The organism is Pleomorphomonas sp. PLEO (genome assembly GCF_041320595.1).
Taxonomy (GTDB): Bacteria; Pseudomonadota; Alphaproteobacteria; order Rhizobiales; family Pleomorphomonadaceae; genus Pleomorphomonas.
Map to the genome: position 1 here is coordinate 692,212 of NZ_CP166625.1, position 21,096 is coordinate 713,307.

General features: G+C 63.7%; 16 protein-coding genes. 12 read left to right on the forward strand and 4 right to left on the reverse strand.

The features are described 5' to 3' along the window. Positions 1 to 58 precede the first annotated feature (58 nt). Together AB6N07_RS03000 and AB6N07_RS03005 are read right to left on the reverse strand one after the other, a co-directional pair. Positions 59 to 925 (reverse strand): response regulator, encoded by an 867-nt coding sequence (locus tag AB6N07_RS03000; RefSeq protein WP_370676338.1) that lies wholly within the window; start codon positions 923 to 925, stop codon positions 59 to 61. Continuing rightward, positions 922 to 4,281, reverse strand: coding sequence for an ATP-binding protein (locus AB6N07_RS03005; RefSeq protein ID WP_370676339.1), 3,360 nt, complete (start codon positions 4,279 to 4,281; stop codon positions 922 to 924). Before AB6N07_RS03005 ends, AB6N07_RS03000 begins: the two co-directional genes overlap by 4 nt. 270 nt (positions 4,282 to 4,551) lie before the next feature. Between AB6N07_RS03005 and urtA the strand changes: the two genes are divergently transcribed. The 6 genes from urtA (at position 4,552) to AB6N07_RS03035 (ending at position 10,975) form a co-directional block, all read left to right on the forward strand. After that, positions 4,552 to 5,844, forward strand: a complete 1,293-nt coding sequence (gene urtA / locus AB6N07_RS03010; RefSeq protein WP_370676340.1) for an urea ABC transporter substrate-binding protein — start codon at positions 4,552 to 4,554, stop codon at positions 5,842 to 5,844. 302 nt (positions 5,845 to 6,146) lie between these two features. Beyond that, entirely contained in the window at positions 6,147 to 7,763 is a 1,617-nt protein-coding gene (urtB, locus tag AB6N07_RS03015; protein WP_370676341.1) for an urea ABC transporter permease subunit UrtB, read from the forward strand. Next, positions 7,760 to 8,905 (forward strand): urea ABC transporter permease subunit UrtC, encoded by a 1,146-nt coding sequence (gene urtC, locus AB6N07_RS03020; RefSeq protein ID WP_370676342.1) that lies wholly within the window; start codon positions 7,760 to 7,762, stop codon positions 8,903 to 8,905. The genes urtB and urtC overlap by 4 nt, the downstream gene beginning before the upstream one ends. Continuing rightward, complete coding sequence (gene urtD / locus AB6N07_RS03025; protein ID WP_370676343.1) at positions 8,902 to 9,654, forward strand: urea ABC transporter ATP-binding protein UrtD; 753 nt, start codon at positions 8,902 to 8,904, stop codon at positions 9,652 to 9,654. The genes urtC and urtD overlap by 4 nt, the downstream gene beginning before the upstream one ends. 13 nt (positions 9,655 to 9,667) lie before the next feature. Beyond that, entirely contained in the window at positions 9,668 to 10,363 is a 696-nt protein-coding gene (urtE, locus tag AB6N07_RS03030) for an urea ABC transporter ATP-binding subunit UrtE (RefSeq protein WP_370676344.1), read from the forward strand. A gap of 117 nt (positions 10,364 to 10,480) precedes the next feature. After that, the gene (locus AB6N07_RS03035; protein WP_370676345.1) at positions 10,481 to 10,975 is read left to right on the forward strand and encodes an Rrf2 family transcriptional regulator; all 495 of its coding nucleotides are present in this window, start codon (positions 10,481 to 10,483) and stop codon (positions 10,973 to 10,975) included. Between the two features lie 46 nt (positions 10,976 to 11,021). Here the strand turns inward: AB6N07_RS03035 and AB6N07_RS03040 are convergent, their stop codons facing one another. Then, a complete protein-coding gene (locus AB6N07_RS03040; protein ID WP_370676346.1) occupies positions 11,022 to 11,438 on the reverse strand; it encodes an Rrf2 family transcriptional regulator in 417 nt (138 codons plus the stop codon). A 324-nt stretch (positions 11,439 to 11,762) separates the two neighbouring features. On the opposite strand from AB6N07_RS03040, the gene AB6N07_RS03045 reads away from it, so the two are divergent. The 6 genes from AB6N07_RS03045 (at position 11,763) to AB6N07_RS03070 (ending at position 19,006) form a co-directional block, all read left to right on the forward strand. Beyond that, positions 11,763 to 13,346, forward strand: coding sequence for a cytochrome ubiquinol oxidase subunit I (locus AB6N07_RS03045; RefSeq protein WP_370676347.1), 1,584 nt, complete (start codon positions 11,763 to 11,765; stop codon positions 13,344 to 13,346). Positions 13,347 to 13,356: 10 nt separating this feature from the next. Further along, on the forward strand, positions 13,357 to 14,508 hold the full coding sequence (cydB, locus tag AB6N07_RS03050; RefSeq protein ID WP_370676348.1) for a cytochrome d ubiquinol oxidase subunit II: 1,152 nt from the start codon (positions 13,357 to 13,359) through the stop codon (positions 14,506 to 14,508). A 16-nt stretch (positions 14,509 to 14,524) separates the two neighbouring features. Next, a complete protein-coding gene (gene cydX / locus AB6N07_RS03055; protein WP_026791399.1) occupies positions 14,525 to 14,635 on the forward strand; it encodes a cytochrome bd-I oxidase subunit CydX in 111 nt (36 codons plus the stop codon). A 145-nt stretch (positions 14,636 to 14,780) separates the two neighbouring features. Next, on the forward strand, positions 14,781 to 16,565 hold the full coding sequence (gene cydD / locus AB6N07_RS03060; protein ID WP_370676349.1) for a thiol reductant ABC exporter subunit CydD: 1,785 nt from the start codon (positions 14,781 to 14,783) through the stop codon (positions 16,563 to 16,565). After that, positions 16,562 to 18,256: a thiol reductant ABC exporter subunit CydC gene (gene cydC, locus AB6N07_RS03065; protein WP_370676350.1), complete on the forward strand. Its 1,695-nt coding sequence runs from the start codon at positions 16,562 to 16,564 to the stop codon at positions 18,254 to 18,256. The genes cydD and cydC overlap by 4 nt, the downstream gene beginning before the upstream one ends. 165 nt (positions 18,257 to 18,421) lie before the next feature. Continuing rightward, positions 18,422 to 19,006, forward strand: coding sequence for a GNAT family N-acetyltransferase (locus AB6N07_RS03070; protein ID WP_370676351.1), 585 nt, complete (start codon positions 18,422 to 18,424; stop codon positions 19,004 to 19,006). Between the two features lie 7 nt (positions 19,007 to 19,013). Here AB6N07_RS03070 and AB6N07_RS03075 read toward each other — a convergent pair whose 3' ends face one another. Further along, positions 19,014 to 21,095 (reverse strand): hypothetical protein, encoded by a 2,082-nt coding sequence (locus AB6N07_RS03075; protein WP_370676352.1) that lies wholly within the window; start codon positions 21,093 to 21,095, stop codon positions 19,014 to 19,016. Position 21,096: the final 1 nt, after the last annotated feature.

The following is a 21,096-nucleotide window of genomic DNA, read 5'->3' on the forward strand; positions in this document are numbered from 1 at the left end:
CAATAGGTTAGACAAGCCGTTGGTTCCCGCTGCCGGTTCCGCTTGCCGCTGGTGCGCTTCATCCACCGTTCAGAGCATCGGCTGCCCTCAGCGCCGCTGAGGCACGGTTTTCGACGCCGAGCTTGGCGTAGATCTGCTCGAGGTGTTTGTTGACGGTGCGCGGCGACAAGCCAAGGATCTCACCGATGTCCTTGTTGGTCTTGCCGCGGCCGATCCACAGAAGAACCTCCGCTTCGCGCGTGGTGATTCCGAAGCGGGATTTCAGAAGATCGCTTTCGCCCGCCTCGCTGCGCCCGAGTCGGTAAAGGCGCTCGCCCGGACCAGCGGTGCCCACCGGGGCAAGGAGGAATGGCGAAGCGTTCGCTACCGCCACCTCCAACGGTCCATCGCCACTCGCGGCAGCCGCCTCGATTGCGCCGGCGATGCCTAGATCGTCGATGAGACGGCTCGCCTGGGGTGTCGCCCAGACGATACGGCCGTCGGGGTCGAGCGCTACCAAGTGCCGTCCCGCCGCGTCGAGCGCGGTTTGTGCCGAGAGATTGGCGCGGGCATTGGCGAGGTGAACGCGGATGCGCGCCTTGAGTTCATCAAGGTCGATCGGCTTGGTAAGATAGTCCACGCCGCCGGAGGCAAGGCCACGGACGATATGTTCGGTTTCGCTCAATCCGGTCATGAAAATAACTGGCACGTGGGCGAGCGCCGGCATGGCCTTCAGCGACCGACAGGCATCGAAGCCGTCCATTTCCGGCATCACGGCATCCATCAGGACAACATCCGGGGTCACGCGAAGGGCGATGGCGAGTGCCTGGCGGCCGGATGTGGCGACCAGCACCGTGACCCCCTCGGCCTCCATGGCCTCGGTGAGGAAGCCAAGCGTCTCGGGACTGTCGTCGACGACGAGGACGGTGTCGCGGCTCTGGGTCATGGCGAGGTCATATCCTCGAGGGTGGCGGTGAAACGAGTGAGATCGAAGGTGGCAAGATGGGTGCTGAGCACCGCGATGGCGGCCGGATCGGCATCCGATTCGGTGAGCGCGGCGAGCTTGCCTTCAAGTCCGCGTACGTAGCCGATGGCCGCGAGCGACTTCAGCTCTGCGATATCGGCCGCGGAAAACGCGGTTGGTCGTCCCACTGGTCGAGGGCTGGTCGTTATCGGCTCATCGGTTCCCGTTTCCAGGAAGGTCACACCGAGATGGCGGCCGAGCCGATCGAGCAGGTCGGCGAGCGAAAAGGGTTTGGCCAGCAGGTCATCGTGACCGAGGTCGCTCGCCGGCATGGCGCCATCGCCGATGTTGGCCGACAGCATGACGATCGGTGTCCTGACACCGCTCGCTCTTAACCGGCTGACGAGTTGCCAGCCAGTCATGCCGGGCATGCGGATGTCGACGAAGAGGATATCCGGCTGGGCCGTTTCCATGAGCGCAAGGCAGTCCTCGCCACCGGCTGCCGTCAACACCGTGAAGCCCAGAGGAGCGAGCATCTCCGTCATCATGTCGCGATGCTCGGCGTTGTCATCGACCACTAGAATGATGCGGCGGGGGCCTATGTAGCCGGTCACTGGCCGGGCCCCGTCAATGACGGCGGCGCCGACTACGGCTCCAAGCATCAGGCGGACGCAGAAACTTGTGCCAGTGCCCGGCGTCGAGTTGATGGCGATATCGCCGCCCATGGTCTCGACCAGCAGGCGGGTGATGGTGAGGCCGAGCCCAAGGCCAGGCACGTTTGTGGAGGCCGCGTGCCGACCACGCTCGAAGGGCTCGAACACGCGGCCCTGATCGTCCTCGGGAATGCCGATGCCGGTGTCTGCGACGGTGAAGCGCGCCACCTGATTTCGGTAGTCGACGGTGAGCGTCACGGTGCCTTCCGGCGTGAATTTGATGGCGTTGGAGAGGAGATTGACGAGAACCTGGCGCAGGCGCTTCTCGTCAGTGCGGACCACGGCGGGAAGGTCGGTGGCGCGGCTGGCGTGGAAGGCAAGTCCGCTTGCCTCCGCTTGCAGGGCGAACATGCCCTCGACCTGATCGAGGAGGTCGTGGATGCGGACATCGGCCAGCCGGATGCGGAAACGGCCGGCCTCGATGCGGGAAATATCCAGAAGGCCGTCGATCAGGCCGGACAGATGCTCCGCCGAGCGGCGAATTACGCCGACGGCGTTGCGCCGCTTATCGGCAATGGCCGGGTCGCGCTCTAGAATCTGAGCATAGCCGAGCACCGCATTGAGCGGGGTGCGCAGTTCGTGACTGAGGCCGATGACGTAGCGGCTCTTGGCGTCGCTCGCCGCTTCGGCCTTTTCCTTGGCTTTTTGCAATTCGGCATCGGTTCGTTTGTGAGCGGCGATTTCCTGGAACAGCGCCTGGGTCTGGCGGGCGCTTTCCTCCTCGGCGACGGCGCGCGAATCACGAGCCAACACGAAGAACCAGACGACGATGCCGATCACCACCGAGAACACGAAGAACACCACGGCGAGCGTTCTTCCAATCAGCGCGGCTTCACCCGGATGATCGACGGCAACCTGGCGGTAGACGAACCACATGATGAGGCCCGACAGGCTAGCCCAGAAGCCAAGCTCCATAAGGTAGCGGCCAAGCCGCGTGTCACCGACGGCGATGAGCGGCGGCGGCAACAGGCGCCCGAATAGGGCCTGGACCTGAGCCCCAAGCCGCGCCTTTGGCTTGCATCGGTCGTGGCAGCGGGCATCGAGCGAGCAGCAAAGCGAACAGATCGGCGCTTGGTACGCCGGGCAATAGGACATGTCCTCCGCTTCGAAATCATGCTCGCAGATAGAGCAAGTCAGCGTCGGCGCCAGTGCGTAGCTTCGGCGGGGCTTGCGAGCCAAATAGAAGCGGCCTCCAGTGCGCCAGGCAATCAGCGGCGCGGTGAGGAAAGCGACGATGAGTGCCACGAAGGGCGCAAAGGCTTCAGCGACCGGGCCGGCGAGACCAACATGGGCAAGAAGACCGATCAGAGCCGCCGCGGCCATTGCACCGACGCCGACCGGATTGATGTCCCAAAGGTGCGCCCGTTTAAACTCGATGCCCGGTGGGCTGAGACCGAGGGGCTTGTTGATCAGGAGGTCGGCCGAAATGGTGGAGAGCCAGGCGACTGCGACGATGGCGAACACCGCCAGCGTTTGTTCCAACGCTTGGTAGATGCCGATCTCCATCAGGAGCAGGGCGATGCAAACGTTGAACACCAGCCAGACGACGCGGCCGGGATGGCTGTGAGTGAGGCGCGAGAAAAAGTTCGACCAAGCGAGCGAGCCGGCATAGGCGTTCATCACGTTGATCTTGAGCTGGGACACCACGACGAAGATGGCCGTCAGCAGGTAGAGCCAAATTCCTTCCGGCAACACGTAGCCAAAGGCGACGGCGTACATCCGCGCCGGTTCGGCGGCGTGCTCGATGGGTACGCCGCTCGACAGCGCGAGCACGGCGAGGAAGGAACCGGCGATCATCTTGGGCACGCCGAGCACCACCCATCCTGCACCGGCGAGGAATACAGCCACACGCCGCCGCCGACCCGAGCCCGGTAGCCGTGCCGGGAGGAAACGGAGGAAGTCGACCTGTTCGCCAATCTGGGCGGTGAGTGCCAGGATCACCGCGCTGGCCGCGCCAAAGGCGACGAGCTGGAAGCCGCTGCCCGTCACTCCATCCCGCCCCGCAAACGCCGCCCAGTCGGAAAAACTGGCGCCATCGGAGAAGGCAATGAAGATGAAGGGAAGGATATTGAGCACGATCCAGATCGGTTGCGTCAGGATCTGGAAGCGGCTGATCCAAGCAATGCCATGGGTGACCAGCGGGATGACCAGAAGCGTCGAGACGATGTAGCCGACCCAAAGCGGCAAGCCGAGGGCCATCTCCAGGGCGGTCGACATGATCGACGCCTCGATGGCGAACAGGATGAAGGTGAAGCTTGCGTAGATGAGGGAGGTCACCGTCGAGCCGATGTACCCAAAGCCGGCGCCACGGGTCAGCAGATCGATGTCGACGCCATGGCGGGCAGCGGTGCGGGCAATCGGCCAGCCCACAACGAGCATGGTGAGACTGGCTGCAAGGATGGCGGCGACGGCGTTTATCGTACCGTAGGACAGCGTGATGGCGCCGCCGATCGCTTCCAGCGCCAGGAAGGAAATTGCGCCGATGGCCGTTTGAGCGACACGCTCCTGCGACCAGCGCCGCGCCGACTTGGCTGTGAAGCGCAGCGCGTAGTCTTCCAGCGTTTCGTCGGCGACCCAGCGGTTGTACTGGCGCCGGATAGGAATGATGCGCTGCCGCGCCGCCATGCGCCGTGTTCCTCTTTTGACGCCCCCGTATGCGGCAGGCTGCCTTTTTTTTCGTCAGTGCGATCGGCGGAACCGTGGTCATACAGCCCGTCTGCCGGGCTCGACGGATTGGCCGCCTCCACCACTGGCAATGTGCAGGGTTCATGCCGGTTTGGAGGGAAGCTTACGTTAATCGACGTATAGGGCGTCCGGCCGGCTTGGTCGAAAGTCGGAGTGAGGACCAGACGGGGCAAGGGGCCTCGGCCTCCAGATAAAAACGGGGAACCAAAGATGTCGCAGATCTTCGATCGGCGTCGCACGACGCTTGCTGCCGTTCTCGGCGCGCTTCTCGCCTCTACGATGGCCGGTTATGCCGCCGACGACACCATTAAGGTCGGCGTGCTGCACTCGCTGTCGGGTACCATGGCCATTTCCGAGACGACCCTCAAAGACACTGTTCTCTATCTGATCGACGAGCAAAACAAGAAAGGCGGCGTGCTCGGCAAGAAACTCGAACCGGTGGTGGTCGACCCTGCTTCGAATTGGCCCCTCTTTGCCGAAAAGGCGCGGGAGCTGATCTCGCAGGACAAGGTATCGGTAGTGTTCGGCTGCTGGACGTCGGTCAGCCGCAAATCGGTGTTGCCGGTGTTCAAGGAGCTCAACTCGATCCTGTTCTATCCCGTCCAGTATGAGGGCGAGGAATCGGAGCGCAACGTCTTCTACACCGGCGCTGCCCCCAACCAGCAGGCCATTCCCGCCGTCGACTACCTGATGAAGCAAGAAGGCGTGCAACGCTGGGTGCTTGCCGGTACCGACTATGTCTACCCGCGGACCACCAACAAGATCCTTGAGGCCTACCTTAAGGCTAAGGGTGTGTCCGCCGACGACATCATGATCAACTACACGCCGTTCGGTCATTCCGACTGGCAGTCGATCGTCGCTGACATCAAGAAGTTCGGTTCGGCGGGCAAGAAGACTGCCGTCGTCTCGACCATCAATGGCGATGCCAACGTTCCCTTCTACAAGGAGCTCGCCAACCAGGGCATCAAGGCCGAGGATATTCCGGTTGTCGCCTTCTCGGTGGGCGAAGAGGAACTGGCCGGCATCGATACCAAGCCGCTGGTCGGCCATCTTGCTGCATGGAACTACTTCGAGTCGGTCGACAGCGAAGCCAATACCGCCTTCATCGACGGTTGGCACAAGTTCATCAAGAACGACAAGCGCACCACCAACGATCCGATGGAAGCCACCTATATCGGCTTCAATGCTTGGGTGAAGGCGGTTGAGGCGGCTGGCACGACAAACACCGATACGGTGATCGATACACTGGTCGGCACCACCGTGCCGAATCTCTCGGGCGGCTATGCCACCATCATGCCGAACCATCACATCACCAAGCCGGTGCTGATCGGCGAGATCCAGGACAATGGCCAGTTCGATATCGTCTCGACGACGGCACCGGTGGTTGGCGACGAATGGTCGGACTACCTCGAAGGATCCAAGGACCTGATCTCCGATTGGCGCAAGCCAATGTCCTGCGGCAACTTCAACGTCGTCACGGGCAAGTGCGGCGGCGGTTCCTGACCCGCGCCGCGCACCCTCCGTCCGGGACTACCCCTGGCCCCGGACGGGCATTGATAGGCCTAGCCGAGTAAATCGGCATTTGAATCACGTATATATGGGCTTTGCATTAAATATAAGCTTAGAAAATCAATTGAAAACAATAGATTACTGGTGGTTCTCTAGGCTCCGACATGTGCTCCGGGCGTAGTATTTGGGCGGACGCAAATGTCGGAGTCGAACCACTGGAACACCCGCTGATCAGATCGCACTCACCTGATCGTCAAGCGAATGCTCCAGCGGTCCCTGACCGGAACGGACATGCCATGAGCTTCTTGCGCCTCTTCACCATTCTATTCGCGCTGATCGTCAGTTTTCAGCCGGCACTTGCCAGCCGCATCGCCGACGCCGACCTTTCGTCCCGCGTTACGGCTCTCGGTGCCGGTAGCTTCGACGATCTGGAGAAGGCCATCGCCAATCTTGCCGCCACCGGCGACGATCGTGTGCCGGCTATTCTCGATCGGCTCGGCAACGGCGAATTGACGGTGCGCAAGGCCGATGGCCGGGTGTTCTTTGCCGACAAAGCCGGTACCGACTTTCGCCTCACAGATCCGGCGACCGGCGCCGATGCCGGGCTGGCGCCCAAGGCGACCGTCGAGAAGGTGAAGGTCAACAATCGCATCCGTCGCGCCATCGCTTCGGCGGTGGGCGCATTGACACTGATGAACCCCGACCCGGCTGTACGTCGCGCCGCCGCCGAGGCGGTGATGAAATCGGCCGACGTTGCCGCCCTTCCCGTGTTGGAGCAGGCAATCGCCGCCGAGACCGTCGCCGATGTCCGCGCCGCGATGGTGGCGGCGCGCGCCACGGCGCTGCTCGCATCCGACGCGCCGGAGGCCGACAAGGTAACTGCCATCGCCGCCATTGCCGATCTCGGCAGCCGCGATGCTCTCGGCTTCCTGTCCGGCTACACGGCCACCGAAGGCGCCGTTGGCGATGCCGCGCGCAAGGCGGCGGCGGTCATCCAAAGCCGGCTTATGCTTTGGGATGTCGGCCAGAACCTCTGGTACGGCCTGTCGCTCGGCTCGGTGCTGCTGCTCGCCGCCATCGGACTTGCCATCACCTTCGGGGTGATGGGCGTCATCAACATGGCGCATGGCGAGATGGTGATGCTGGGGGCCTACGCCACCTTCACGGTGCAGGAGGTGATTCGGACTTCTTGGCCTGATCTGTTCGATTATTCGCTGTTCATCGCCCTGCCGGTTGCCTTTTTAACGGCCGCTCTCGCCGGCATTCTGATCGAACGGCTGGTCATTCGCTGGCTTTATGGCCGGCCGCTCGAAACGCTGCTTGCCACTTGGGGCGTATCCCTCATCCTGCAGCAGGCGGTGCGCTCGCTTTATGGGGCCAATAATCGCGAGGTCGGCAATCCCTCGTGGATGTCCGGCTCGTTCTCCATGGGCGACATCCAGATCACTTGGACACGCCTCTGGATCATCCTGTTTGCGATCGCCGTATTTCTGGCGCTGATCGCCGTTCTCAAACGCACCCGGCTTGGTCTTGAGATGCGCGCGGTGACGCAGAACCGGCAGATGGCCGCCGCTGTCGGCATTCGAACCCCACTGGTCGATGCGCTGACCTTTGGCCTCGGCTCGGGTATCGCCGGTCTTGCCGGCGTGGCGCTCAGCCAGATCGACAATGTGTCGCCCAACCTCGGGCGCGGCTACATCATCGACAGCTTCATGGTGGTGGTGTTCGGCGGTGTCGGTAATCTCTGGGGTACGCTGGTCGGCGCGTTGACGCTCGGTGTCGCCAACAAGATGCTGGAGCCTTATGCCGGGGCCGTTCTCGGCAAGATCATCCTGTTGGTCGCGATCATCCTGTTCATCCAGAAACGGCCGCGCGGCCTGTTCGCTCTGAAGGGTCGGGCGGTGGAAGCATGATCACCACATTTCTCATCGACAGCCTCGATCGGCGCGGACGCATCGTGGTCGGCCTGCTCGTGGCGCTCGCTTTGCTGGTGCCGGCGGGCAACCTTCTGGTGCCGGAGGCAAATGTCTTCCACGTGTCGACCTACCAGCTCACCCTTTGCGGCAAGTATCTTACCTACGCCTTGCTGGCGCTGTCCGTCGATCTCGTCTGGGGCTATTGCGGCATCCTATCGCTTGGTCACGGGGCCTTCTTCGCGCTCGGCGGCTATGCCATGGGCATGTATCTGATGCGGCAGATCGGCACACGCGGCGTCTATGCCGATCCGGTGCTGCCCGATTTCATGGTGTTCCTCAACTGGAAGGAGCTGCCCTGGTTCTGGCAGGGCTTCGACATGGCCTGGTACGCCTGTCTGATGGTGATCCTGGTGCCGGGCATCATCGCCTTGCTGTTCGGCTGGCTGTCGTTCCGGAGCCGGGTCACCGGTGTCTATCTGTCCATCATCACCCAGGCGCTCACCTATGCGCTGCTGCTCGCCTTCTTCCGCAACGACATGGGCTTCGGTGGCAATAATGGCCTTACCGATTTCAAGGACATCCTGGGCTTCCCGATCCAGGCGCCCGGCACCCGCGCGGTACTGTTCGCCGCTTCGGCACTGATGTTGGCGCTCGGCTTCATCGTCGCATCGGCGGTTGTCCGTTCCAAGCTCGGCAAGGTGCTGGTCGCCATTCGCGATGCCGAGAGCCGTACTCGATTCATCGGTTACCGTGTCGAGCACTACAAGCTGTTCGTCTGGACGCTGTCCGCCGTGATGGCGGGCATCGCCGGCGCGCTCTACGTGCCGCAGGTCGGCATCATCAATCCGTCCGAATTCGATCCCGCCGCATCCATCGAAGCGGTGATCTGGGTGGCGGTCGGCGGCCGGGGTACGCTGGTCGGTCCGCTGATCGGCGCCGTGGCCGTCAATTTCGGCAAGACTTGGTTCACCGGTGTTCTGCCCGAGGTTTGGCTCTACGCGCTCGGCGCTCTGTTCGTGGTGGTGACGCTGTTCCTGCCGCGCGGCATCGTCGGCCTGTGGGACAAGCTGGTTACTCGACGGGAGAAGCCGGCCAAGGAAGTGGATGGTTCCGGACGGCAGGCGGGAGAAGCAGCATGACCGATAAGGCGGAGGGCTCGCTGCTCTATCTCGACGACGTCTCGGTATCCTTCGATGGTTTCAGAGCGATCAATCGGTTGTCTCTGGTGCTGGAGCCGGGTGAAATGCGGGCTATCATCGGCCCCAACGGTGCCGGCAAGACCACGATGATGGATATCATCACCGGCAAGACGCGGCCCGATGCGGGCGACGTGCTGTTCGATGGTTCCGTGGACCTCACGCGACTTGACGAGGCGGCCATTGCCAACCTCGGCATCGGTCGTAAATTCCAAAAGCCGACGGTGTTCGAAAGTCACAGCGTCGAGGACAACATCGCATTGGCGTTGAAGGGTCGGCGAGGCGCCTTTGCAGCGTTGTTCCACCGGCGTTCGGTCGCCGAGCAGGAGCGCATCGACGCGCTGCTCGCCACCATCCGTCTCGCCGACAAGCGCGATCTTCTCGCCGCTAGGCTGTCGCACGGCCAGAAACAGTGGCTGGAAATCGGCATGCTGCTCGCGCAGGAACCTCGGCTTCTTCTGGTCGACGAGCCGGCTGCCGGCATGACCGACGCCGAGACGGCGGAAACGGCGATCCTTCTCAAGGAGATTGCCAAGACGCAGTCGGTGGTGGTGGTCGAACACGACATGACCTTTGTTAGGGCGCTTGGCGTCAAGGTAACGGTTCTGCACGAGGGCTCGGTGCTGGCCGAGGGCTCGCTCGATGCCGTGTCGGCCAACCCAAAGGTGATCGAGGTCTACCTCGGGCGGTGAAGGAACGGAGACTATGCTGAACGTTGAAGCCGTCGATCTCCACTACGGTGCTGCCCAGGCGCTGCGAAAAGTGTCGTTGTCCGCCACCGCGGGGCGCGTCACCGCGGTGCTCGGCCGCAACGGCGTCGGCAAGACCTCCCTGATGCGGGCCATTGCCGGGCTGCAGTCGATCTCACACGGGGCGATCCGCCTCGATGGCGATGATCTCGTCGGCCTTTCACCCTACGAGCGGGTACGGCGCGGTGTCGCCATCGTTCCGCAGGGGCGTGAAATCTTTCCCTTGCTGACAGTCGAAGAGAACCTCCAGACCGGCTTTGCCACGCTGAAGCGTGTCGACCGCTATGTGCCGGATATGGTCTACGACCTCTTTCCGGTCCTGAAGGACATGCTGCGCCGGCGTGGCGGCGATCTTTCCGGTGGCCAGCAGCAGCAGCTCGCCATTGGCCGAGCGCTGGTAACGCGGCCGCGCCTCCTCGTCCTTGATGAGCCGACCGAGGGAATCCAGCCGTCAATTATCAAGGACATCGGCCACGCCATCACGTTTCTGCGCCGGCAGGGCGACATGGCCATTGTTCTGGTGGAACAGTATTTCGACTTCGCCAAAGACCTCGCCGACGATTTTGTCGTCATGGAGCGCGGCGAGGTGGTGATGGCAGGCAGTCGTGACAGCATGGACGAAGAGGCCGTCCGCGGCAAAATAGCCGTCTGAACGACCGGCGCGGTGGCAGCAATCCTGTCCGTTCGGGTGGGTGGTCTTGAAAAACTGCCTTAGGCGTGCGATTTCCTCCCAGGATATCCCGACGCAAGCGGAAGCCGGGGAGGCGGTATGCGACTGACCAGCTATTCCAACTATTCGCTGCGTGTGCTCCTGGCCGCCGCCGCCCGTTCGCCGCGCCTGACCACCATCCGCGAGGTGGCCGAGGCTTTCGATCTGCCACAATCACACCTCGTCAAGTGTGTCCATCAGCTCGGTACCTGGGGCTATCTTGAAACCGTGCGCGGCAATCGAGGTGGCTTCCGCCTCAAGCGATCGGCTGCATCGGTGTCGATCGGCGAAGTCGTTCGCCGGACCGAGGATGGTCTGTCGATCGTGGAATGTCTCGATCCGGAAACCAACACATGTCCGCTGACCGATCGCTGCCGGATGAGTCAGGTGTTGCGGCGGGCTACCGACGCGTTCCTCGACGTGCTTGACCGGCTGACGCTCGCCGATGTTGCCGGCAACGAGGCGGAGTTCCGAGCGCTGCTCGACGGGGTCGATCAGGCCCGACCTATTTCCGCGGTTGGTTGTGTGGCCGAGCCGTTCGCTGTCCGCGCCTGAAGGGTTGTTTCGGAGCGTATACTCGCCAGCAAGCTTGCCTTGGCTGCTAGGCGGATTTCAGCGCCTGCGCGTGGTCATGGTCGATGAGGATGTCGGCAACGGAGATTGCCGCCAGTTCATCCCGCATCGCCCGGTAGGCATCGGCACAAACTCCGGCTAACGGACAGCTATCGCAGGCTCGCGTATCGGCGCGCCCACAGATGCGCATGTCATCCTCGGGCTCGAACAGGTCGATGACCGATAACACCGAAATTTTGGCGGCGGGCCGGCCGAGACGATAGCCGCCGCCGCGCCCGCGACGGCCAACCAGCAGGCCGGCGCGAGCGAGCGCGTTGCAGGATCGGATGACGCGTGCCTCGGGCATGCCGAGCCGGCTGGCCATTTCAGGCAATGTTATCGCCTCGCCATCGACGCATATCATCAAAATACGAAGGGCGCCGTGGGTCACAGCATTGATTTTCATGGCGACCTTCCTCCAAAGGTATATTGACTGTATAGCTTTATATCGATAGTTCTGTCCATGTCGATTGCCGGGCGGGGAGCTGCCGGCGGTCAGCCGGTGTCAAAGCCGGACACGGGGGTTGCAAAGATGATGGTCGTTCATGCCGTCGCTATCGGTGGTTGCCGCCGGAAGCGCACGGTTGACTCTGTCTGCCCGCCCTCCGAATCGATGAGTTCTGCCTCCCGCCGGCCTGCCGGCGACGCGGCGAGCGCTTGAGGAAGAACGTGGCGGTTCGAACGCGACAGGTGTTCGCGGGCCGCCTTCGCTGAGAGGATGTCGGCCATCATGTTCGATCAGACATTCGTGGAGTTGTCGCGCTGGCAATTCGCCGCCACGGCAATGTACCACTTCATTTTCGTGCCGCTGACGCTGGGGCTCGCCTGGCTGCTTGTCATCATGGAAACCGTCTATGTGATGACCGGCAAGGAAATCTACCGGGACATGACGAAATTCTGGGGCAAGTTGTTTGGTATCAACTTCGCCCTCGGCGTCACGACCGGCCTGACCATGGAGTTCCAGTTCGGAACCAACTGGTCTTATTACTCGCATTACGTCGGCGATATTTTCGGAGCGCCGCTGGCCATTGAAGGTCTGATGGCCTTCTTCCTCGAATCGACGTTCGTCGGTCTGTTCTTCCTCGGTTGGGAAAAGCTCAGCCGGCGCCAGCATCTGGGCGTCACCTTCCTGACGGCGCTCGGCTCAAACTTGTCAGCTCTTTGGATTCTGGTCGCCAACGGCTGGATGCAGAACCCGGTCGGCTCCATGTTTTCGCCCGAGACGATGCGCATGGAGATGCAGTCCTTTTCAGAGGTGCTGTTCAATCCAGTCGCCCAAGTGAAGTTCGTCCACACCGTCGCCGCCGGCTACACCACTGCGTCGATGTTCGTGCTCGGCATTTCCTCTTGGTACCTCCTCAAGGGCCGTGACGTTGCTTTCGCCAAGCGCTCGTTCGCCGTCGCCGCCGGTTTCGGCCTCGCTGCTTGCCTTTCTGTGATCGTGCTCGGTGATGAGAGCGGCTATGAACTCGGCGATGTGCAGAGGGTCAAGCTCGCTGCCATTGAGGGCGAGTGGGAAACCCAGCCCGCTCCGGCTCCTTTCAACCTGATCGGTTTCCCCTCTCAGGAAGAGAAGGTCACCCGCGGGGCGATCGAGATCCCCTATGCTCTCGGCCTCATCGCCACTCGGTCGCTGGACAAGCCTGTGCATGGCCTTAACGACCTGCGCGAAGAGCACCTTGCGCGTATCCGTTCCGGTCAGGAGGGCTACGCGGCGATGATGAAGATCCGCGCTGGCGACACCACGCCGGAAACGCGCACCGTCTTCGATGCCCACTCCAAGGACATCGGCTTCGGGCTTCTGCTCAAGCAGTTCGTCGAAGACCCGGCCACCGCCACCGAACAGCAGATTCAGGCCGCCGCCGACAGCACGATCCCCAAGGTATGGCCGCTGTTCTGGGCCTTCCGCTTCATGGTCGGCTTCGGCTTCGTCATGCTGATCATCTTCGGCTCGGCGTTCTATGTCAGTGCGCGGCGCAGCCATGAGAAGAATCGCTGGTTGCTCAGGGCGGCGCTGTTTGCCATCCCGCTGCCATGGCTTGCCTGCGAACTCGGCTGGTTCGTCGCCGAATTCGGTCGTCAGCCTTGGGCGATTGGTGAGGTGCTTCCGACCTTCCTCGGTACGTCCAGCCTCACCACGACCGACCTGATCTTCTCGCTGACCGGTTTCCTGGTGCTCTACACCGGCCTGCTGATCGTCGAGGCCTATCTGATGTTCAAGTTCGCCCGCCTCGGCCCGAGTTCGCTCGGTACCGGCCGCTATCATTTCGAGACGCAGACCCCAACATCGATCCGCGTCTCGGCGGCAGAATGAGGAGACCGCCATGTTCGACTATGAAACGCTGAAGTTTATCTGGTGGATCCTCGTCGGCGCGCTGCTGATAGGCTTCGCCATCACTGACGGTATGGACATGGGCGTCGGTTCGCTCCTGCCCTTTATCGCCAAGACCGATGCCGAGCGGCGCATTGCCATCAACACCGTCGGCCCGCACTGGGACGGCAATCAGGTGTGGCTGATCACCGCTGGCGGCGCCCTGTTCGCCGCTTGGCCGATGGTCTATGCCGCTGCCTTCTCCGGCTTCTACATGGCCATGCTCCTGGTGCTGTTTGCGCTGTTCTTCCGGCCGGTCGGCTTCGACTACCGCTCGAAGCTCGACAATCCGAAGTGGCGTTCGACCTGGGATTGGGCCTTGTTTGCCGGCGGAGCCATCCCGGCGCTGATCTTCGGCGTCGCTTTCGGTAACCTTTTGCAGGGCGTACCCTTCCACCTCGACGAGATCCTGCGCGCCCACTACCAGGGCTCGTTCATCTTCGCCCTCCTGCCGCTGCTCAACCCCTTCGCGCTTCTAGCGGGTGTCATTTCGCTCGGCATGCTGGTCGTGCACGGGGCCGTCTGGCTTCAGCTTCGTGCCTCCGGTGTCGTGGCGGCGCGGTCGCAAGCATTGGTCGTTCGGCTGGCACCGGTGATCGCCCTGCTGTTTGCCGTGGCCGGTGTTTGGGTCTGGCTCGGCATCGACGGCTATCGCATCGTGTCGCAGCCACCGCTCGATGCCCTGCCCAACCCGCTTGGCAAGCAGGTCGTGGTAGCGCCGGGGGCTTGGTTCGACATCTATGCGAAGATGCCGATCACCATCCTGGCACCGGCGATCGGTCTCATCGGGCCGCTGTTGACTGCTCTTCTCGCGAAGGCCAGCCGTCCCGGGATCGCCTTCGTGACGTCGGCGCTCGGCATCGCCGGTATCATCGGTACCGCCGGTTTGTCGATGTTCCCCTTCGTGATGCCATCGAGCCTCGACCCCAACTCCAGCCTGACCATGTGGGACGCCACGTCCAGTCACCTGACGCTCAACGTCATGTTCTGGGCAGTCATCATCTTCTTGCCGATCGTGCTCGCCTATACCGTCTGGTGTTACTGGCGGATGTGGGGTCGCGTTACGGCGGAAGACATCGACGCTCGCTCGCATTCGGCTTACTGACAGAGGAGAACCGACAATGTGGTATTTTGCCTGGATCCTTGGCGTCACAGCCGCGGCTGCGATTGGTGTGATCAACGTCATGTGGTTCGAATTCCAGGACGGCCTCGATATCGACGCCTCCAAATGACCAATCCAGCGCGGCGGGTGACCGCCGCGCTTTTCAAGGCCGGTCCCCGTCTTCCGCCGGCCTCTCAGAGTGGCTGGCACGGTCGTCCCACCCACCGTGCCGGCCGCCTCATTTTCTAATCGCGTCCAAGTGAAGGCGACCGCCCTTGCGGTTCCCGTTGGCGCATGGCAATCCGGCTTGCCACCCCTCATCACCGGCCCATTTCCGCATGCATAAACCCGAGACCCTTCTCGACGATCTTTCGGCTGATGTGCGAAAGGAGACGGCGCTGCTTCTTGCCGCCGCCGTGGCCGAGGGGCTGCTGGGAGTGGCCGCCGCCTTTGTCACTGCTCGCATTATCGATGCCGTGGTCTTTCGCGGCGCCGACTTCGCCGTCATCCTGCCTTGGCTCATGCAGCTTCTCGGCATTGCCTTTCTTAAGGCGATGATCGGTTACGCCGGTTCTCAGTTCGGTTTCGAGGCGGCGGCGCGGGCGCGGCGGAGCTTGTTCGCCCGCCTTCTCGATCAGGTCGCGACGCTCGGGCCGGTACGGCTTTCCGGCACCGCGACCGGCGATCTTGCTACCACCCTGACCGACGCCGTAGCCGGCATCGAGCCCTACTGGCGGCAATGGCTGCCGGCCACCGCCACCGTCGCCGTGCTGCCCGTCGCCATCCTGCTTGCCGTGCTGCCGGTCGATTGGCGCTCGGCCATTGTGTTCGCGGTGACGCTGCCGCTTTTGCCGATGTTCATGGTGCTGGCTGGGCGCTCGGCCGAGCGTGCCAACCAGCGGCAATGGGTCTCGATGGCGCGGCTTGGCGGCCATCTCCTCGACGCCGTCGCTGGCCTTGCCGATCTGGTGCTGCTTGGCGCGGCCAAGCGCGAGGTGGCATTGGTGGCCCGGACCGCCGACGACTACCGGCGCGAGACCATGAAAGTGTTGCGCCTCGCCTTCTTGTCGGCGCTGGTTCTGGAATTCTTCGCCACCGTTTCCATCGCCGTGACGGCGGTTCTGGTGGGGTTCCGCCTGCTCTGGGGGGAGATCGCTTTCGTCGATGGCCTCACCGTGCTGCTGCTCGCACCATTGTTCTATGCGCCGCTCCGGACGCTCGGTACCGAGCGGCACGCCCGCATGGAGGCGGTGGCCGCTGCCGAGCGGCTCGCGGATTTTCTGGCCCGGCCAACTCACCGGCGAACTGGCGGCGAATCCTTTTCTGCCGGAGCGGCGGTATCGGTCCGCTTCGACAATGTCTCGGCCGACTACGGCGACGGTCGCCTCGCCCTTGATGGCGTCAGCTTTGAGGTCCGCGCCGGAGAGCAGATTGCGATCGTTGGCGAGAGCGGCGCCGGCAAGTCGACCCTCTTGTCGCTGATCGCCGGATTTCTAGAGCCTTCAACAGGCACCATCCTGATCGACGGTCGGCCGCTCGAATCCCTTGACCTCGACGATGTTAGGCGACACATCGCCTTTCTGCCCCAGCGCGCCTTCCTGTTCGATGCCACGATCGCCGAGAATGTCGCCATGAACAGGCCGGGCGACGTCGCGGCGGCACTCAAGGCCGCCCGCGCTGACGATTTCATTGCTCGTCTTCCCGGCGGGGTGGAAAGCCGTCTCGGCGAAGGTGGTGCCGGCCTTTCAGGTGGCGAGGCGCAGAGGCTGATGCTGGCCCGCGCTCTCCTGGTTCCTGCGCCGCTCGTGCTGATGGACGAGCCCACGGCCCATCTCGATGCCGTCACCGAGGCGGCTGTCGGGGAAGCGATCGCCGCGCTTTCCATTGGCCGTACACGCCTCACCATCGCCCACCGTCTGCGCACGGTGGAAGCTGCCGACCGTGTCCTGGTTTTCGCCGGCGGCCGGTTGGTTGAGGAAGGGGCACCGGCCGAGCTGAAGGCGCGCGGCGGTGCGTTTGCCTCGATGTTGGCGACGTTGGAAGGCGAGGGCGCGGCGTGAAAGATTTGCTCCGTCTCCTCGGTCTTTACCGGCGGCATGTCGGCTGGATCGCGCTGTCGATGCTGGTGTCGCTGGTGGCGACGCTCGCCAACGTGGGGCTGATGGCGGTGTCCGGCTGGTTCATCACTGCCATGGCGGCGGCTGGCCTTGCCGGCGTTACCATGAACTACTTCACGCCGGCGGCGGTCATCCGGGGACTGGCCATCCTGCGCACCGGCGGTCGCTATGTCGATCGCGTGGTCGGTCACGAGGCAACGTTGCGTCTTCTCGCCGACACGCGCGCCCATCTGTTCGCCAGGATGGTGCCGCTCGCTCCGGCCGCCCTCGACGACCTCCGCTCAGGTGATTTGCTCGCTCGGCTCAAGGCCGACATCGATCGACTGGAGCTGACCTTCCTGCGGCTTCTGTCGCCACTGGCCGTTGCCCTGCTGACGCTCGCCGCCGTCGGTTTGGTGCTCTTTCTTCATGATGGGCTGTTGTCGGCCTGTGTACTCGCGGTTCTGATCGGCTTTGGTCTTCTGGCGCCCGCGCTTGCCGCGGCGGCGGCGGCAGGTCCCAGCCGTGCGCTGACAGCGCGTTCGGCCGATCTTCGCCGGTTGGTCATCGACGATCTCTCCGGCCTCATGCCGCTCATCCTCACCGGCGCTTTTGCCGGTCATCGCGACCGGCTTGTCGGGGTGATGTCCTCGCTCGTCCAAACCGAGCGCCAACTCGCCCGTCGGGCAGCGTTCGGGCAAGCGCTTGGGCGGCTCTCCGGCGATTTGGCTTTGATCGTGGCGCTTGCCGTCGGCGTGCCGCTGGTTGCCGCCGGCCGAATGGCCGGCCCGGACCTTGCCATGGCGGCGCTTCTTTCACTGTCGGCGGCCGAGGTTTTCATGGGGCTGCCGGCGGCTTTTCTCGGCGTTGCCTCGACGCTCGCTTCGGCGCGGCGGCTGTTTGCCATCCTCGATCGCCAGCCGCCAGTCACCGAGCCGGCGAATCCCAGACCGCAGCCCGAGGGGCGTGATCTTCGCCTCGATGGCGTGACGCTTCGTTATCCCGGCGGTCTCCGGCCGGCCCTTGGCGACATCAGCCTCGATATTCCCTTCGGTAGCCGTGTGGCGCTGGTTGGCGAGAGCGGGGCCGGCAAATCGTCGATCGCTGCTCTGCTTGTCAGGCTGCGCGACCCCAATGCCGGAGAAATACGGCTCGGCGGTGTCGCACTCACCGATCTCGCGCTTGCCGATGTCCGCCGGACAGTCGGGATGGTGCCGCAGAAGCCGCATCTCTTCACTTTGACGCTTGAGGAAAATCTCCGCCTCGGCCGTCCGTCGGCGACCGCCGACGAACTCGCCGCCGCTATCGAGGCGGCCAGTCTCGCTGATTTCGTCGCCCGGTTGCCGCAAGGGCTTGCAACGCCGGTCGGCGTCGCTGGCACCACGCTGTCAGGTGGGGAGGCACGTCGCGTCGCCATCGCTCGCCTGTTGCTGCTCGACCCGGACATCCTCATCCTTGATGAACCGGGCGAAGGGCTCGACCCGGAAACCGAGGCCACCGTGCTCGATCGGGTGCTCGATCGGATGGCCGGCCGGACGGTGATCCTGATTACCCATGCCCGTGCCGCGCTTCACCGTATGGATCGCGTGGTAGAGCTCGACAGCGGCCAGATTATAGAGAATCGTCCGCCCTCTGACGCGTCACGAAGGGTCTAGCGCTTGTGCCGCCGCCGTCGTCATGCTAAGGGGCGGCGAACCATTTCGGAGAGTTGGATGCTCCTCGGCCACGATCAGCGACGACGACGCGACGCACGCGCTTTTAAGCGCGCTTTCGCGTCTTCCCGCGCCTGATCAGCCGATCCCCTGGGGTCCGCGGATTTGATGGCGCCGCACCCCGCTTTTCCATGGTTCGACATGACCGCCATCGATCTCTCACTCGCCCGTTCCATCGACACCTTTGTGCTCGAGGACGTCGTCTTCCGGCCGGAAATGGCTGGTGACGCCGCCGCCATCGACGTTATTCACGACGTGACCTTCGGCCCTGGCCGCTACAGCCGCACCGCCTTTCGTTTGCGTGAAGGCCACGCGCCCAATGGCCCGACCAGCCTCGTCGCCGTCTATCGGGGGAATATCATTGGCTCGGTGCGACTCACCGCCATCGCGGCGGGCGAAACGCCGGCACTGCTGCTCGGCCCGCTCGCCGTGTTGCCGGCGCTCAAGAGCCTTGGTGTCGGCAAGGCATTGATGCGCCTCTCCATGGAAGCGGCGCGTCAGCGGCACCACCGGTTGATCGTACTGGTCGGCGATCTTCCCTATTATTGGCCGTTTGGTTTCCGCGTCGTGCCGCCTAGCCGGCTGCAAATGCCGGGGCCGGTCGATCCGGCTCGGCTGTTGTGGGCAGAATTGACGCCGGGTGCGTCCGAAGCCGTCGCCGGCCCGGTGAGAGCGACCGGTCCGGCCACCTAAACTCGCATTACCGGCTTTCCCGCCACCAAAGACCGCCGACGGCCAGCAGCAGCGCCGCGGCGGCGAGAAGTCCGAGGTAGACCGGGACCGTCTCGACCCCTGCCACCTCGTAGGCCTCCGATGCCTTGAAGCCGATCCAGCCGTCGCCTGAGTAGGCGCCGGCCGCCGATCGGCGCATCGCCACCGTGGGAATGACGAGCGATCCACCCGCTTCCGCCCTGAGACGCATTGCCGTACCGCCGGTTGCCTCGGCGATCGGCTTGACCGGTTCGGTGGTCGAGACGAGGGCTCGGAATTCGCGCGGATTGGCCGGGCCGATATGGGCGAGGGCGGTGAGCGTGCCATCGCTCGCCTTGTAGAGGCCAGGCAGCGGCGCGGCGAGCGTCGTACCGAAGCGACCGGGTCCGAGAGGCGCGAGGTTGGCGATTCGGTGCTCGGAGCTGTCGGGGAAGGTCACGGTTACCGGCGCCGCTGTTTCCTTGAGGGTGCGTCGCTCGACGGTGAGGTGACCGCTTTCGCCGGAAAGACGGAGTGCCTCCTCCTCGAGTTCCGGCTCTCCCATCAGCCAGTGGGCGACGTTGCGCAACAGTTCGGCATGCGGGCCGCCGCCTTCGAAGCCGCGTGCCCACAGCCACACCTGATCGCTGAGCAGCATGGCGACGCGGCCCTTGCCCTCGCGAGACAACACCAGCAGCGGCTTGCCGTCTGGTCCGGACATCAGCGCGTCGCCGCGATTTTCTCGGGTTTCGACGAGGCGGAACCAGCGCGACCATTGAGGCGGATCGACGTTGCCACCGGGCAGATTGGCCGTCACCGGATGGCGGGCGCCAAGGGCCGTCACGGTTGGCCGGAACGGTGCTTCGATGACATTGCCATCGGGAATGGCCGGCAGAAGGGGCGCCAGCGGGCTGTCGTAGACACTGTCGGCGTTGAGCGGATCGGGGCCGGCGGCCATCAACAACGCGCCGCCGTCGGCGACGTAACGAGCAATGTTGTCGAAGTAGAGAAGCGGCAGCACGCCGCGTTTTTCGTAGCGGTCGAAAATGATCAGGTCGAAGTCGTTGATCTTCTCGTCGAACAGCTCTCGTGTTGGGAAGGCGATCAGCGACAGTTCGTCGATCGGCGTGCCATCCTGCTTTTCGGGTGGCCGTAAGATGGTGAAATGGACGAGATCGACCGAGGCGTCGGATTTCAGAAGATTGCGCCAGGTACGCTCGCCAGCGTGTGGTTCTCCGGAAACCAGCAGGACGCGAAGCGCCTGTCGCACGCCGTCGATGACGGCGACCTCGGTGTTGTTGAGTGGCGAGAGCTCGCCTGGAAGCGGTGGCGCCTCGACCTCGACAATGTTGTTACCGGCGTGCGGGATAGCGATATCGACGGAGCGCTCCTCGCCCGGCGCCATGGTCACAGTCGCCACGAGCTCGCCGTCGCGGCGGATGACCACAGGCACCGCCGCGCCATCCGGCGATCGGCCGTCATCGACGAGGCGGAAGCTGAGGCGCTGCGTCGAGCGGACAAGCGCGAACTTCGGGCTGGAGGTCAGCTCGATACGGCGGTCATATTCATTCGGGTCGCCGGTGACGAGTACGTGTACCGGCGCCGAAAAGCCGAGGCCTGCGACATCTTTCGGCGCATCGTGGATCCGGCCGTCGCTGACGATGACGGCGCCGCCGATTCGGTCGGCCGGTACGTCGGAGAGGGCGCGGGCGACGTCGGCGAAAAGGCGCGTGCCGTCGGCGTTGTCGGTCGCGGCGGCCGGCACCTCGCGCAGTTCCACACCGGAAAGACGGGAGAGGCGATCCTTGAGCGCCGCATAGGCGGCATCGGTGTCGGCCGGCCTGCCGGCCAACGATTGCGAGGCGCTGCGGTCGGCGACCAGCGCCACCACTGATGGCAGCGCCTTGCGATCCTCGGCGACGAGTTCCGGCCTCGCCGCGCCGAGAAGCAGGAGAGCCAGGGCGAGAGCCCTGAGGAGCACACCGCGCCGGCGACGAAAGGCCATCAAGGCGAGAAGGGCGAGCGCCAAGATGCCGCCGCCCAAAAGGACGGGGACAGGCAGGAGCGGTGCGAAGGCGATCGACCAGATCATG